Source organism: Bradyrhizobium sp. 215_C5_N1_1 (assembly GCF_052075935.1).
GTDB lineage: Bacteria > Pseudomonadota > Alphaproteobacteria > Rhizobiales > Xanthobacteraceae > Bradyrhizobium > Bradyrhizobium barranii.
This window is the reverse complement of record NZ_CP197228.1, coordinates 3,669,996-3,683,105: the sequence shown is the minus strand read 5'-3', so window position 1 is coordinate 3,683,105 and position 13,110 is coordinate 3,669,996. Positions and strand designations below refer to the sequence as shown.

General features: G+C 63.2%; 23 protein-coding genes. All 23 read right to left on the bottom strand.

Annotated features, from left to right (window positions below; translation table 11 throughout):
* Window positions 1–107: 107 nt before the first annotated feature.
* The gene (gene rplQ, locus AB7G19_RS17620; protein WP_014494513.1) at window positions 108–524 is read right to left on the bottom strand and encodes a 50S ribosomal protein L17; all 417 of its coding nucleotides are present in this window, start codon (window positions 522–524) and stop codon (window positions 108–110) included.
* Window positions 525–646: 122 nt separating this feature from the next.
* Window positions 647–1,678 (bottom strand): DNA-directed RNA polymerase subunit alpha, encoded by a 1,032-nt coding sequence (locus tag AB7G19_RS17615; RefSeq protein WP_038942308.1) that lies wholly within the window; start codon window positions 1,676–1,678, stop codon window positions 647–649.
* A gap of 112 nt (window positions 1,679–1,790) precedes the next feature.
* A complete protein-coding gene (rpsK, locus tag AB7G19_RS17610; protein WP_007603045.1) occupies window positions 1,791–2,180 on the bottom strand; it encodes a 30S ribosomal protein S11 in 390 nt (129 codons plus the stop codon).
* A 121-nt stretch (window positions 2,181–2,301) separates the two neighbouring features.
* Window positions 2,302–2,670 carry a 30S ribosomal protein S13 gene (rpsM, locus tag AB7G19_RS17605; RefSeq protein ID WP_014494511.1) on the bottom strand — a complete coding sequence of 123 codons (369 nt, stop codon included), beginning with the start codon at window positions 2,668–2,670 and terminating at the stop codon, window positions 2,302–2,304.
* 187 nt (window positions 2,671–2,857) lie between these two features.
* The gene (locus tag AB7G19_RS17600; RefSeq protein ID WP_441267997.1) at window positions 2,858–3,739 is read right to left on the bottom strand and encodes an adenylate kinase; all 882 of its coding nucleotides are present in this window, start codon (window positions 3,737–3,739) and stop codon (window positions 2,858–2,860) included.
* Between the two features lie 276 nt (window positions 3,740–4,015).
* Window positions 4,016–5,347 carry a preprotein translocase subunit SecY gene (gene secY / locus AB7G19_RS17595; protein ID WP_071912844.1) on the bottom strand — a complete coding sequence of 444 codons (1,332 nt, stop codon included), beginning with the start codon at window positions 5,345–5,347 and terminating at the stop codon, window positions 4,016–4,018.
* A gap of 148 nt (window positions 5,348–5,495) precedes the next feature.
* Window positions 5,496–5,981: a 50S ribosomal protein L15 gene (gene rplO / locus AB7G19_RS17590; protein WP_014494508.1), complete on the bottom strand. Its 486-nt coding sequence runs from the start codon at window positions 5,979–5,981 to the stop codon at window positions 5,496–5,498.
* A gap of 75 nt (window positions 5,982–6,056) precedes the next feature.
* The gene (gene rpmD / locus AB7G19_RS17585; RefSeq protein ID WP_011088137.1) at window positions 6,057–6,251 is read right to left on the bottom strand and encodes a 50S ribosomal protein L30; all 195 of its coding nucleotides are present in this window, start codon (window positions 6,249–6,251) and stop codon (window positions 6,057–6,059) included.
* A 25-nt stretch (window positions 6,252–6,276) separates the two neighbouring features.
* Window positions 6,277–6,867, bottom strand: a complete 591-nt coding sequence (gene rpsE / locus AB7G19_RS17580) for a 30S ribosomal protein S5 (protein WP_028152981.1) — start codon at window positions 6,865–6,867, stop codon at window positions 6,277–6,279.
* A 44-nt stretch (window positions 6,868–6,911) separates the two neighbouring features.
* Window positions 6,912–7,274 (bottom strand): 50S ribosomal protein L18, encoded by a 363-nt coding sequence (gene rplR / locus AB7G19_RS17575; protein ID WP_007603036.1) that lies wholly within the window; start codon window positions 7,272–7,274, stop codon window positions 6,912–6,914.
* Between the two features lie 11 nt (window positions 7,275–7,285).
* The gene (gene rplF / locus AB7G19_RS17570; RefSeq protein ID WP_063982587.1) at window positions 7,286–7,819 is read right to left on the bottom strand and encodes a 50S ribosomal protein L6; all 534 of its coding nucleotides are present in this window, start codon (window positions 7,817–7,819) and stop codon (window positions 7,286–7,288) included.
* A 16-nt stretch (window positions 7,820–7,835) separates the two neighbouring features.
* On the bottom strand, window positions 7,836–8,234 hold the full coding sequence (rpsH, locus tag AB7G19_RS17565; RefSeq protein WP_008136338.1) for a 30S ribosomal protein S8: 399 nt from the start codon (window positions 8,232–8,234) through the stop codon (window positions 7,836–7,838).
* Between the two features lie 14 nt (window positions 8,235–8,248).
* Complete coding sequence (rpsN, locus tag AB7G19_RS17560; RefSeq protein ID WP_063982585.1) at window positions 8,249–8,554, bottom strand: 30S ribosomal protein S14; 306 nt, start codon at window positions 8,552–8,554, stop codon at window positions 8,249–8,251.
* Between the two features lie 46 nt (window positions 8,555–8,600).
* Entirely contained in the window at window positions 8,601–9,158 is a 558-nt protein-coding gene (rplE, locus tag AB7G19_RS17555; RefSeq protein WP_063982584.1) for a 50S ribosomal protein L5, read from the bottom strand.
* Window positions 9,151–9,465 carry a 50S ribosomal protein L24 gene (rplX, locus tag AB7G19_RS17550; RefSeq protein WP_063982583.1) on the bottom strand — a complete coding sequence of 105 codons (315 nt, stop codon included), beginning with the start codon at window positions 9,463–9,465 and terminating at the stop codon, window positions 9,151–9,153. Before rplX ends, rplE begins: the two co-directional genes overlap by 8 nt.
* On the bottom strand, window positions 9,465–9,833 hold the full coding sequence (gene rplN, locus AB7G19_RS17545; protein WP_007603030.1) for a 50S ribosomal protein L14: 369 nt from the start codon (window positions 9,831–9,833) through the stop codon (window positions 9,465–9,467). Before rplN ends, rplX begins: the two co-directional genes overlap by 1 nt.
* Window positions 9,834–9,917: 84 nt before the next feature.
* A complete protein-coding gene (rpsQ, locus tag AB7G19_RS17540) occupies window positions 9,918–10,166 on the bottom strand; it encodes a 30S ribosomal protein S17 (protein ID WP_063982582.1) in 249 nt (82 codons plus the stop codon).
* Window positions 10,167–10,179: 13 nt separating this feature from the next.
* On the bottom strand, window positions 10,180–10,386 hold the full coding sequence (gene rpmC, locus AB7G19_RS17535) for a 50S ribosomal protein L29 (RefSeq protein ID WP_063986292.1): 207 nt from the start codon (window positions 10,384–10,386) through the stop codon (window positions 10,180–10,182).
* A 5-nt stretch (window positions 10,387–10,391) separates the two neighbouring features.
* A complete protein-coding gene (gene rplP, locus AB7G19_RS17530; protein ID WP_063982581.1) occupies window positions 10,392–10,805 on the bottom strand; it encodes a 50S ribosomal protein L16 in 414 nt (137 codons plus the stop codon).
* A gap of 32 nt (window positions 10,806–10,837) precedes the next feature.
* Complete coding sequence (gene rpsC / locus AB7G19_RS17525) at window positions 10,838–11,563, bottom strand: 30S ribosomal protein S3 (RefSeq protein ID WP_063982580.1); 726 nt, start codon at window positions 11,561–11,563, stop codon at window positions 10,838–10,840.
* An 18-nt stretch (window positions 11,564–11,581) separates the two neighbouring features.
* Window positions 11,582–11,971, bottom strand: coding sequence for a 50S ribosomal protein L22 (gene rplV / locus AB7G19_RS17520; protein ID WP_011088147.1), 390 nt, complete (start codon window positions 11,969–11,971; stop codon window positions 11,582–11,584).
* 10 nt (window positions 11,972–11,981) lie between these two features.
* Entirely contained in the window at window positions 11,982–12,260 is a 279-nt protein-coding gene (rpsS, locus tag AB7G19_RS17515) for a 30S ribosomal protein S19 (RefSeq protein ID WP_008136357.1), read from the bottom strand.
* Between the two features lie 12 nt (window positions 12,261–12,272).
* Complete coding sequence (rplB, locus tag AB7G19_RS17510; protein ID WP_028152985.1) at window positions 12,273–13,106, bottom strand: 50S ribosomal protein L2; 834 nt, start codon at window positions 13,104–13,106, stop codon at window positions 12,273–12,275.
* Window positions 13,107–13,110 lie beyond the last annotated feature (4 nt).

Here is a 13,110-nt window from a genome sequence, read left to right as displayed (position 1 = left end):
GCCGGAATCGCGTTCACCAGGCGATGCACGGCATGAGATATCGCCGCGCCATACAAAAAAGCGGCGCCCAGGGGCGCCGCTTTCTGAAAACTGAGGTACCGGCCGGCTTACGCCGCCTCGGCTTCCTTCTCCTGCACCGGACCGGAGTCCTGGCCCTTGGCATCGACGTCGCGGTCGACGAACTCGATCACGGCCATCGCGGCGTTGTCGCCGTAGCGGAAGCCGGCCTTGATGATGCGGGTGTAGCCGCCCTGACGGTCCTTGTAGCGGGGCGCCAGCACGTCGAACAGCTTCTTGACCTGATCCTTGTCGCGCATCTCGGAGATCGCCTGGCGACGCATGGACAGGCCGCCCTTCTTGCCGAGCGTGACGAGCTTCTCGACGATCGGACGGAGCTCCTTGGCCTTGGGCAGCGTGGTGACGATCTGCTCGTGCTTGATCAGCGCGGCGCACATATTGGCGAACATCGCGCGGCGATGCTCGGCAGTGCGGTTGAGCTTCCGATGAACCTTGCCGTGACGCATGTAACTATTCCTTAGTTTGAAACTGCCGCGACGGTTCGTCGGACATGTTGCTCAGGTGGGCTGCCTGCGTTCGCCCATTAAAATCGTGGCCGGATATCTCCGGCCACGACGATGAAGTCGGATCAGTAGTGATCCTCGAAGCGCTTGGCGAGCTCGTCGATGTTCTCCGGCGGCCAGCCCGGCACTTCCATGCCGAGATGCAGACCCATCTGGGCCAGCACTTCCTTGATCTCGTTCAGCGACTTGCGGCCGAAGTTCGGGGTGCGGAGCATTTCCGCTTCGCTCTTCTGCACGAGGTCGCCGATGTAGACGATGTTGTCGTTCTTCAAGCAGTTGGCCGAACGCACCGACAGCTCGAGCTCGTCCACCTTCTTGAGGAAGGCCGGGTTGAAGGCGAGGTCCGGGATGATCTCCTGGGCGACTTCCTTGCGCGGCTCTTCGAAGTTGACGAACACGTTGAGCTGATCCTGCAGGATGCGGGCGGCATAAGCCACCGAGTCATCCGGCGTCAGCGCGCCGTTGGTCTCGATCGTCATGGTCAGCTTGTCGTAGTCGAGGATCTGGCCCTCACGGGTGTTCTCGACCTTGTAGGAGACCTTGCGGACCGGCGAGTACAGGCTGTCGACCGGGATCAGTCCGATCGGCGCGTCCTCGGGACGGTTGCGCTCGGCGGGCACGTAGCCCTTGCCGGTGGCGACCGTGAACTCCATGCGGATCTCGGCGCCCTCGTCGAGCGTGCAGATCTGGAGGTCCGGGTTGAGCACGACCACGTCGCCCACGGTCTGGATGTCGCCGGCGGTGACGACGCCCGGGCCCTGCTTCTTCACGACCATGCGCTTGGGGCCTTCGCCCTGCATCTTGATCGAGATGTCCTTGATGTTGAGCACGATGTCGGTGACGTCTTCACGGACGCCCGCGATCGAGGAGAACTCGTGCAGCACGCCGTCGATGTGCACCGACTGCACCGCCGCGCCCTGGAGCGAGGAGAGCAGGATACGGCGCAGCGCGTTGCCGAGCGTCTGGCCGAAGCCGCGCTCGAGCGGTTCGGCAACGATGGTCGCGAAACGGGTCGAATCGCTGCCGGGCTGGATCTGGAGCTTGTTCGGCCGAATCAGTTCTTGCCAATTTTTCTGGATCGTCACTGTTTCACCCATACAGGCCAGTCAAACTGCTAGTGCAGACACTGGCGTTGGAGAAAGGCCGCGGATCATTCGCGCGGCTTTGCAAAAAGTCATTGCGGGCGACCAATGCGCCCGCAACTTGGTATCAAACGCGCCGACGCTTGCGGGGGCGGCAACCGTTGTGCGGGATCGTGGTCACGTCGCGGATCGAGGTGACGGTGAAGCCCGCAGCCTGAAGCGCACGGAGCGCCGACTCGCGGCCCGAACCGGGACCAGCGACTTCGACTTCCAGCGTGCGCATGCCATGCTCCTGCGCCTTCTTCGACACGTCCTCGGCGGCAACCTGCGCGGCATACGGGGTCGACTTGCGCGAACCCTTGAAGCCCATCGTGCCGGCGGAGGACCAGGCAATCGTGTTGCCCTGCGCGTCGGTGATGGTGATGGTCGTGTTGTTGAACGACGAGTTCACGTGCGCGACGCCGGAGGCGATGTTCTTGCGCTCACGACGACGAACGCGGGTGGCTTCCTTGCCCATAGAGTACCTTTCCTGAAGATCTCAAACGCCGCCGTAATGCCAGCGGCTACACCTGTGGAACGAAAGGCGCGTGGCGAACGGGTCTCCCCTTTCGCCACACGCCGCGATTGGATTCGAAAACTTACTTCTTCTTGCCGGCGATGGCCTTGGCCGGACCCTTGCGCGTACGCGCATTGGTGTGGGTACGCTGACCGCGCACCGGCAGGCCACGACGATGACGCAGGCCGCGATAGCAGCCGAGGTCCATCAGACGCTTGATGTTGATGCCGACCTCACGACGCAGGTCGCCCTCGACGAGATAGTCGCGGTCGATCACTTCGCGGATCTGGAGCACTTCGGCATCGCTGAGCTGGTTGACGCGACGATCCTCGGGGATCTTCACCTTCTCCAGGATCTCACCAGCGATCTTCTGGCCGATGCCATGGATGTACTGGAGCGCGATCAGCACGCGCTTGTTGGTCGGAATGTTCACGCCGGCAATACGGGCCACGGCCTTCTCTCCTGTTGCCGATCCCTCGTCAGGAATCAGGCTTTAAGTGCTTGGTTTCTCGGGCAGGTGTTCACAAACGCGAACACGACGCCCACCCCTGGTCTTCCTGGGGCCCGGCATCGTTTGAAACTATCCGACTTGGATGCGGGGCTTATTAGGGGATTCAGGGGGCTTTCGTCAACCGCTGCTAGCGCTTAGCTCGCTTTTTCGTGACCTTTTTTGCGGCCTTTTTGGCACCTTTTTTGACAGCCTTCTTGGCGGTCGTTTTGGCTGCCTTTTTGACCGTTTTCTTGGCCGCTTTCTTGGCCGCCTTCTTGGTGCCCTTTGCGGCCTTCTTGGCGGCCTTTTTAGCGGATTTGGCAGCCTTTTTGGCCGTTTTCGCCGGCTTTTTGGCTACCTTGGCCTTCTTGGCACCTTTCTTGGCGGGCGTCGACTTGGCCGCGCTGCGCGCTTGGGCCTTGCCGTGCGTCTTGGGTTCGACCGCCCCGAGGGCCAGGAGCTGACGATGAATCGCGCGGGTGACCTCATCAATGGCCATCATGCCGTCGATGGTCGAGAGCTTCCGCCGCTCGGAATAGTAGTGAATCAGCGGTTCCGTCTGGCTGCGGTAGCTGGCGAGTCGCTTGGTCAGGACCTCCGGGGTGTCGTCGACCCTGACCTCCTCCCCGCGCTCGCGCATCTGGGCGACGCGGGTCTCGACGCGGCTCAGGAGTGCGCTCTCGTTGACGCGGAGCTCGACCACGGCGTCGAGCTTGAGATGCTTTTGCTTGAGCAGCTCATCCAGCGCCTCGGCCTGCGGCACGGTGCGCGGGAAGCCGTCGAGGATGAAACCGTTCTTGGCGTCCGGCTGGTCGATGCGGTCGGAGATAATTCCCACCACGATCTCGTCGGGCACGAGGCCGCCGCTGGCCATGATCTCCTTGGCCTTCAGCCCGACCGGCGTTCCCGCCGCAACGGCCGCGCGCAGCATCTCTCCGGTCGAGAGCTGGACGATGCCATAGCGCTGCACCAGCAGTTGCGCCTGGGTCCCCTTGCCCGACCCCGGCGGTCCCAGAAGTATAATTCTCATCGGCGTACGCCCCCCGGATTGGTGAGCGATACGTCGCGCACCTGTGTTTGAAGTCCAATGACAGTGCAAATCATAATCGGCGTCGCACCGCTACCCATATCATAGGGGAGCAAATGCCAGGACGCCAAGAAGGCCTTTGAAATCAGTGATTGCGTCGCAGGGAGAGCAGCTCTGCCGATGTCTTGGAATAGCTGACTGGTCGCCTCGGCGGGCGCCGCGCGTTGCTCGCGCGGCGAATCGGCGGCGCTGTCGCGCCGCCCTCAGGGAACGCCGCGCCTAGCGGCGGCGGCCGCGCAGCTTCGACTTCCGGATCAAGCCCTCATACTGATGCGCCAGCAGATAGCCCTGCACCTGCGCCACCGTGTCCATGGTGACGCTGACGACGATCAGCAGCGAGGTGCCGCCGAAATAGAACGGCACCGAGGCGTAGGAGATCAGGATTTCCGGGATCAAGCAGACGATCGCCAGATAAACAGCGCCGAGCACGGTGATGCGCGACAGCACGTAGTCGATATATTCCGCGGTACGCTCGCCCGGACGGATGCCCGGAATGAAGCCGCCATGCTTCTTCAGATTGTCCGCGGTCTCGGTCGGGTTGAACACGATCGCGGTGTAGAAGAACGCGAAGAACACGATCAGCGCGAGATACATGATCAGGAACAGCGGACGGCCGTGGCCGAGCTGGGTCGTGATCCACTGGAACCATTCCGGCCCGCTGCCGGCGTTGAAGTTGGCAACCGTGGTCGGCAGCAGCAGCAGCGAGGACGCGAAGATCGGCGGGATCACGCCCGAGGTGTTGAGCTTGAGCGGCAGATGCGAGGACTGGCCCTCGAACATCTTGTTGCCGACCTGGCGCTTCGGATACTGGATCAGCAGCCGGCGCTGCGCGCGCTCCATGAACACGATGAAGGCGATCACGGCGACCGCCATGATGATGACGACCAGAATCAGGCCGGTCGACATGGCGCCCTGACGGCCGAGCTCGAGCATGTTGGCGAGCGCCGCGGGCAGCTCGGCGACGATGCCGGCGAGAATGATCAGCGAGATGCCGTTGCCGATGCCGCGCGAGGTGATCTGCTCACCCAGCCACATCAGGAACATGGTGCCACCGGTCAGCGTGATCGCCGTGGACAGGCGGAAGAACATGCCGGGGTCGCTGACGACGTTGCCGGCGCCCTCGAGGCCCACCGCGATGCCGTAGGACTGGAACGCGGCCAGGATCACCGTGAGATAGCGGGTGTACTGGTTCAGCAGCTTGCGGCCGGACTCACCTTCCTTCTTCAGCGCCTCGAGCTGCGGCGAGACGGTGGTGAGGAGCTGGATGATGATCGAGGCCGAGATATACGGCATGATGTTCAGCGCGAAGATCGCCATGCGGTGAATACCGCCGCCGGCGAACATGTTGAACATGCCGAGGATGCCGCCCGCCTGGGAGCGGAACACCTGTTCCCAGATGTTGGGATCGATGCCGGGCAGCGGGATATAGGTCCCGAGCCGATAAACGAGCAGCGCACCCAAGGTGAACCAGATGCGCTTCTTCAGTTCGTCAGCCTTGGCAAACGCACCGAAATTGAGATTGGCTGCCAGTTGTTCCGCTGCAGAGGCCATCTTGGACTTTCTCCCGCCGCCTATTGCGCCGTCATGCCCGCGGCCGGGCTACTCTAGCGGACGCCGGACATTATCTGGGGCTCGGCTTCGATAAGTCCACGTCCCACACGCGTAAAGGCCCGCGAGCCGCGGGCCAATGACGCAGTTGTTACGCCGCCTCGCCTTCTTCCTTGGCAGGGGCGAGGATCTTCACCGAGCCGCCGGCCTTCTCGACCGCGGCGATCGCGGTCTTCGTGGCGCCGTGCACTTCGATGTTGAGCTTGGACTTGAGCTCGCCGCGGCCGAGCAGCCGCACGCCGGCCTTGGCGCGGCGCAGCACGCCGCCCTTCACCAGGGCCTCGACGTTCACGACGCTGCCGGCGTCGATCTTCTTGGCATCGACCGCTTCCTGGAGCCGGTCGAGATTGATCTCGGCGAACTCGACGCGGAAGATGTTGTTGAAGCCGCGCTTGGGCAGACGGCGATGCATCGGCATCTGGCCGCCTTCGAAACCCTTGATGCGCACGCCCGAACGCGCGGTCTGGCCCTTGCCACCGCGGCCGGACTGCTTGCCTTTGCCCGAACCAATGCCACGGCCGACGCGCATACGCTTCTTGCGCGAGCCGGCGTTGTCGGCGATATCGCTGAGCTTCATCGCCCTGCTCCTTGTTTCTTGCGCATGATCTTCACCGAAAACGGGTGCCCGCTTTTCGGGATCCTGCGCCTTTGCTTACTTCTCGTCGACGATGCGAACGAGATGGTGAACCTTCTCGATCATGCCACGAACCGCCGGGGTGTCCGGCAGTTCGCTGGTGCGGCCGATCTTGTTGAGCTTGAGTCCGATCAGCGTCGAACGCTGCGAGTGATGGCGGCGGATCGCGCTGCCGGTCTGCTCGAGCTTGATCGTCTTTGCTGCCTTGGCCATGGGAGTCTACTCCGAAAAGCTTCCGTTAGTCGGCAGCCGCCTCGGCGTCACCGCCGATACGGCGGGACTGGAGGGTGGACACCTTGATATTGCGGCGGGCTGCGACCGAACGCGGCGAATCCTGATGCTTCAGCGCGTCGAAGGTTGCGCGAACCATGTTGTAGGGGTTCGACGAGCCGATCGACTTCGCGACCACGTCCTGGACGCCGAGCGTCTCGAACACGGCGCGCATCGGGCCGCCGGCGATGATGCCGGTACCGGCCGGAGCAGCACGCAGGTAGACACGGCCCGCGCCATGACGGCCGGCGATGTCGTGATGCAGCGTACGGCCCTCGCGCAGCGACACGCGGGTCAGGTTGCGCTTGGCGGATTCAGTCGCCTTGCGGATCGCCTCAGGCACTTCGCGCGCCTTGCCGTGACCGAAGCCGGCGCGGCCCTTCTGGTCGCCGATCACGACCAGCGCTGCGAAACCGAAGCGCTTGCCGCCCTTGACGACCTTTGCCACGCGATTGATGTGGACGAGCTTGTCGACGAACTCGCTGTCGCGCTCCTCCCGGCGTTCACGTCCGCCGCCGCCGCGTTGATCGCGTCCACCACGTTGTTCGCGTTCTGCCATTTTTCCAATCCTTCAGAGGCTTGCGCCTCAATCCTCAAATTCTGTTAGAAGCTCAGCCCGCTCTCACGCGCAGCGTCGGCCAGTGCCTTGACGCGCCCGTGGTAGAGGTAGCTGCCGCGATCGAACACGACTTCCTTGACGCCCTTCTCGGCGGCGCGCTCGGCCAGCAGCTTGCCGACCGCCTTCGCCGCATCGATGTCGGCGCCGGTCTTGCCGCCGTCGCGCATCGACTTCTCGAGCGACGAGGCAGAGGCCAGCGTCTCGCCCTTCAGGTCGTCGATGACCTGGGCGTAGATGTGCTTGGACGAGCGAAACACCGACAGACGCGGACGACCGCCACCGGAGCGGCGCAGCTTCAGCCGCACACTCCGCTTGCGCCGGGCATTGGTAACCTTGGCTTTGGACATGACCGGCTCCGTTACTTCTTCTTGCCTTCCTTGCGGAAGATGAATTCGCCAACATACTTCACGCCCTTGCCCTTGTAGGGCTCCGGCGGACGATAGGAGCGAATCTCGGCGGCGACCTGGCCGACACGCTGGATGTCGCTGCCGGTCACCGTGATCTCAGTCGGCTTCGGCACGGTGATCGTGATCCCTTCCGGGATCGCGTAGACCACGTCGTGGCTGTAACCGAGCGCGAGCTGCAGGTTCTTGCCCTGCATCGCGGCGCGGTAACCGACGCCGGTGATTTCGAGCTTCTTCTCGAAGCCCTTGGTGACGCCTTCGACCAGATTCGCGACCTGGGCGCGAGCAGTACCGTACAGCGCCCGCGCGCGGTTGGTCTCGACCCGCGGGTTCACCTTGACCTGGCCGTTCTCGAGCTTCACCTCGACGTCGTTATGGACGACGAACTGAAGCTGGCCCTTGGGCCCCTTCATCTTGACGGTCTGCCCGTCGACGGTCGCGGTCACACCCGACGGAACCGCCACAGGCCTTTTGCCAACACGTGACATGGATCAACAATCCTTCTCAGAACACCGTGAAGAGAACTTCGCCGCCCACATTCGCTTCGCGCGCGCTGTGGTCGGCCATGATCCCCTTCGGCGTCGACAACACCGAAATGCCGAGCCCGTTGTTGACCCGCGGCAGAGCCTTCACCGAGGCGTAAACACGACGCCCGGGCTTGGAGACTCGTTCGATCTCGCGGATGACGGGCTCGCCGTCGAAATACTTCAGCTCGATCTCGATCTCGCTGCGGCCCGAGGAATGCTCAAGCGTGGCGTAACCGCGGATGTAGCCTTCGGTCTTGAGGACCTCGAGCACGTTCTCGCGCATCTTCGAGCCAGGCGTGGAGACCTTGGACTTCGAACGCATCTGCGCGTTGCGGATACGGGTGATCAGATCGCTGATTGGATCGTGCGTAGACATCTAAACGACCCTCCTTACCAGCTGGACTTCACGAGGCCCGGGACCATGCCCTTGGAGCCAAGGTCGCGCATCGCGATGCGAGACAATTTGGTCTTGCGGTAGTTCGAGCGCGAACGGCCCGACAGCTCGCAACGCAGACGGATGCGGGTCGCCGACGAGTTGCGCGGCATTTCCGCAAGCTTCAGGGTGGCGGCGAACCGCTCCTCCATCGGCAGCGTCTTGTCGGCGATGATCGCCTTCAACCGCTCGCGCTTCGGGGCGGCGTTCTTCGCCATCCGCTTGCGCCGGTTGTTCTTCTCGACTGAACTCTTCTTTGCCATGCTTGGCTCCTGGGTATCCGCGTTTGAGAGGCTTTAGGTCAGCGTCTCACTGCCGGAACGGGAAATTGAAAGCGGTCAACAAGGCCCTCGCCTCGTCGTCGGTCTTGGCCGTGGTGCAGACGGTGATGTCCATACCGCGGGCTTCCGTGACCTTGTCGAAGTCGATCTCGGGGAAAATGATGTGTTCCTTGAGGCCGAGCGAGTAGTTGCCGCGGCCGTCGAAGCTCTTCGGGTTCAGGCCGCGGAAGTCGCGGACGCGCGGCAGCGCGACCGTCACCAGGCGATCGATGAACTCGTACATGCGGGCCTTGCGCAGCGTGACCTTGCAGCCGATCGGCTGGTTCTCACGCAGCTTGAAGGTCGCGATCGCGATACGCGAATAGGTCACGATCGCCTTCTGGCCGGCGATCAGCGTCAATTCAGCGGCGGCGTTCTCGGCCTTCTTACGGTCGTTGACGGAGTCGCCAACGCCCATGTTCAGCACGACCTTGTCCAGACGCGGAACCTGCATGACGTTCTCATAACCGAACTTCTCGGTCATTTCCGTCCGGATCTTCGCGTCATATTCCGCGCGCAGGCGCGGCGTGTAAGCGACCTCAGCCATCGATCTCAGCTCCCGAGCTCTTGGCGATGCGGACCTTCTTGCCGTCCGCCAGAATCTTGAATCCGACGCGGGTCGGCTTTCCATCCTTGCCGACGAACGCGATGTTGGACAGTTGGATCGGCGACTCCTTCGAGATGATGCCGCCCTCCTGGGCCTGCGTCTGCTTCTGATGACGCTTGACCATGTTGATACCGCGCACCAGCGCCGTGCCGGCGTCCGGGCGAACCTCGAACACTTCGCCGGTGCGACCCTTGTCGCGACCGGTCAGCACGACGACCTTGTCGCCCTTGCGGATCTTCGCAGCCATCACAGCACCTCCGGCGCGAGCGAGATGATCTTCATGTGGTTCTTCGCGCGCAGCTCGCGCGGCACGGGCCCGAAGATACGGGTGCCGACCGGCTCGGACTGGTTGTTGATCAGAACGGCGGCGTTGCGGTCGAAGCGGATGACCGAACCGTCGGCGCGGCGGATGTCCTTGCGGACGCGCACCACGACGGCCTTCATCACGTCGCCCTTCTTCACCTTGCCACGCGGAATCGCTTCCTTGATCGAGACGACGATGATGTCGCCGATCGTGGCGTAGCGGCGCTTGGAGCCTCCGAGCACCTTGATACACATGACACGGCGTGCGCCAGAATTGTCGGCCACGTCGAGGTTGGTCTGCATCTGAATCATTGATGCACCTCGTCCTCTTCTCTCTTGCGCCAGCCCAGCCGGCGCTCAACATTTTCCTGAAGTCAGTCGGCTAAAGCCAACAGATCAGGCGCTTTTCTTGTGTTCGCCCCGGATCACGATCCAGCGCTTCAACTTCGAAATCGGCTTGGTTTCCTCGATCCACACCATGTCGCCCGGCTTGAACTGGTTGTCCTCGTCGTGCGCGTGGTAGTTCTTCGAACGGCGGATCGTCTTCTTGTAGATCGGGTGCGTGAAGCGGCGATCGACGCGCACCACAACGGTCTTGGCAGTCTTGTCGCTGACGACCACGCCTTGCAAAGTACGTTTCGGCATATTCGTAAGCCCCTTACTTCTCTTTCGCGCGCTTCTGCGCGGCGACGGTCTTGATGCGGGCGATGTCACGGCGAGCCTCGCGCAGGCGCGAGGTGTTCTCGAGCTGCCCGGTGGCGCGCTGGAAGCGCAGGTTGAAGCGCTCCTTCTTCAGATTCAGGATGGCGTCATCCTGCTGATCAGGGCTCAATGCACGGATGTCTTCGATCTTCATCTGGGCCATGGCCATTACTCCGCAATGCGCTCGACGAAGCGCGTCTTGATCGGCAGCTTGGCGGCCGCCAGGGTCAGCGCTTCACGCGCCGTCTGGGTGTTGACGCCGTCGATCTCGAACAGCACCCGGCCGGGCTTGACGCGCGCGACCCACAGTTCCGGAGCACCCTTGCCGGAGCCCATGCGGACTTCGGCCGGCTTCTTCGACACCGGAACGTCGGGGAACACGCGGATCCAGACGCGGCCGGCGCGCTTCATGTGGCGGGTCAGCGCGCGGCGAGCGGCTTCGATCTGGCGCGCGGTAACGCGCTCCGGCTCGGTCGCCTTCAGGCCGAACTGGCCGAAGGCCAACGTCGCACCCGAAGACGCAACGCCGTGGATACGGCCCTTATGCGCCTTCCGGAACTTCGTTTTCTTAGGTTGCATCATGGCTTCAAGCCCTCAAATTCTCTGTGCTGGCGTCAGGCCGCAGCGTTGTCACGGCGCCCACGGCCACCGCGATCACCACCGCCGCCGGTCTCGCCTTCGGCCATTCTCTTGTCCTGGGCCATCGGATCGTGCTCGAGGATCTCGCCCTTGAAGATCCAGACCTTGACACCGCAGGTGCCGAAGGTCGTGAACGCGGTCGCAACGCCGTAGTCGATGTCGGCGCGCAGCGTGTGCAGCGGCACGCGACCTTCGCGGTACCACTCCATGCGCGCGATTTCCGCGCCGCCCAGGCGACCCGAGCAGTTGATGCGGATGCCTTCCGCGCCGAGACGCATCGCCGACTGCACGGCGCGCTTCATGGCACGGCGGAACGCCACGCGGCGCTCGAGCTGCTGCGCGATCGACTCGGCCACCAGCGTCGCATCGAGCTCCGGCTTGCGGATCTCGACGATGTTGATGACGACGTCGGACGAGGTGATGTCCGCGACCTTCTTGCGAAGCTTGTCGATGTCGGCGCCCTTCTTGCCGATCACCACGCCCGGACGAGCCGAGTGGATGGTGACGCGGCACTTCTTGTGCGGACGCTCGATCACGATGCGGGCGACGGCCGCCTGCTTGAGCTCCTTGTGCAGGATCTCGCGGATCTTGACGTCCTCGTGCAGCAGCTTGCCGTATTCCTGCTTGCCGGCGAACCAGCGGGAATCCCAGGTCCGGTTGATGCCGAGACGCAGACCGATTGGATTGATCTTTTGACCCATCGTTTTCTCCTGCGACCCTTAAGCCGCTGCTGCTTCGGCTTCGACCTGACGAACAATGATCGTCAGCTGCGAAAATGGTTTGTAGACACGGCCCGAGCGGCCACGGCCGCGGGCGGCAAAGCGCTTCATCACGAGGCCGTTGCCGACGAAGGCCTGCGCCACGACGAGATCGTCGACGTCGAGGTCGTGGTTGTTCTCGGCATTGGCGATAGCCGATTCCAGGCACTTCTTCACGTCAACCGCGATCCGCTTGCGCGAAAACTGCAGGTCGGCGAGCGCAGCAGCTGCCTTCCGGCCGCGAATGAGCTGGGCGACCAGGTTGAGCTTCTGCGGGCTCACCCGCAGCATCCGGGCGACCGCCTTGGCCTCGTTCTCGGCGAGGCTCCGTTCGCGCTTAGGTTTGCTCATCGTTTAATCCTCAAGCCTTCTTGGCTTTCTTGTCGCCGGAGTGGCCATGGAAGGTCCGGGTCGGCGAGAACTCGCCGAACTTGTGACCGACCATTTCCTCGTTGACGGCAACCGGTACGTGCTTCTGACCGTTGTAGACACCGAAGGTCAGGCCGACGAACTGCGGCAGGATCGTCGAGCGACGGCTCCAGATCTTGATGACGTCGTGACGGCCGGACGCACGGGCGGCATCTGCCTTCTTGAGCAGAGAACCCTCGACGAACGGGCCTTTCCAGACTGAACGAACCATGTCCGGCGTTCCTTACTTCTTCCGCTTGTGGCGGCTTAGGAGAATGAATTTGTTGGTCGACTTGTTGCTGCGGGTCTTCTTGCCCTTGGTCGGCTTGCCCCACGGGGTGACCGGGTGGCGACCGCCCGAGGTCCGACCTTCACCACCGCCGTGCGGATGGTCGATCGGGTTCATCGAGACACCGCGGTTATGCGGCTTGCGGCCCAGCCAACGGTTGCGGCCGGCCTTGCCGATCGAGGTGTTCATGTGATCCGGGTTCGACACCGCGCCGATCGTGCCGCGGCAACGGCCGTGCACCAGGCGCTGCTCGCCCGAGTTCAGGCGGATGATCACGTAGTCGTGGTCGCGGCCGACGAGCTGGGCGTAGGTGCCGGCGGAACGAGCGAGCTGGCCGCCCTTCCCGATCTTGACCTCGATGTTATGGATGATCGTGCCGACCGGCATGTTGCCGAGCGGCATGACGTTGCCCGGCTTCACGTCGACATAGTTGCCGGCAACCACGGAATCACCGACGGCAAGGCGCTGCGGCGCCAGGATATAGGCCTGGGTGCCGTCTTCGTATTTGACCAGCGCGATGAACGCGGTGCGGTTCGGATCGTATTCCAGCCGCTCGACCGTCGCGGGCGCATCGACCTTGTCGCGCTTGAAGTCGACGATGCGCAGCGTCTGCTTGTGACCGCCGCCGCGGAAGCGCACGGTGATGCGACCGGTGTTGTTGCGGCCGCCCGAGGAGTGCTTGCCTTCGGTGAGCGCCTTGACCGGCTTGCCCTTGTAGAGGGCCGAACGATCGACCATGACCAGCTGGCGCTGGCCCGGCGTCGTGGGATTGAATTTTTTCAGTGCCATCGTC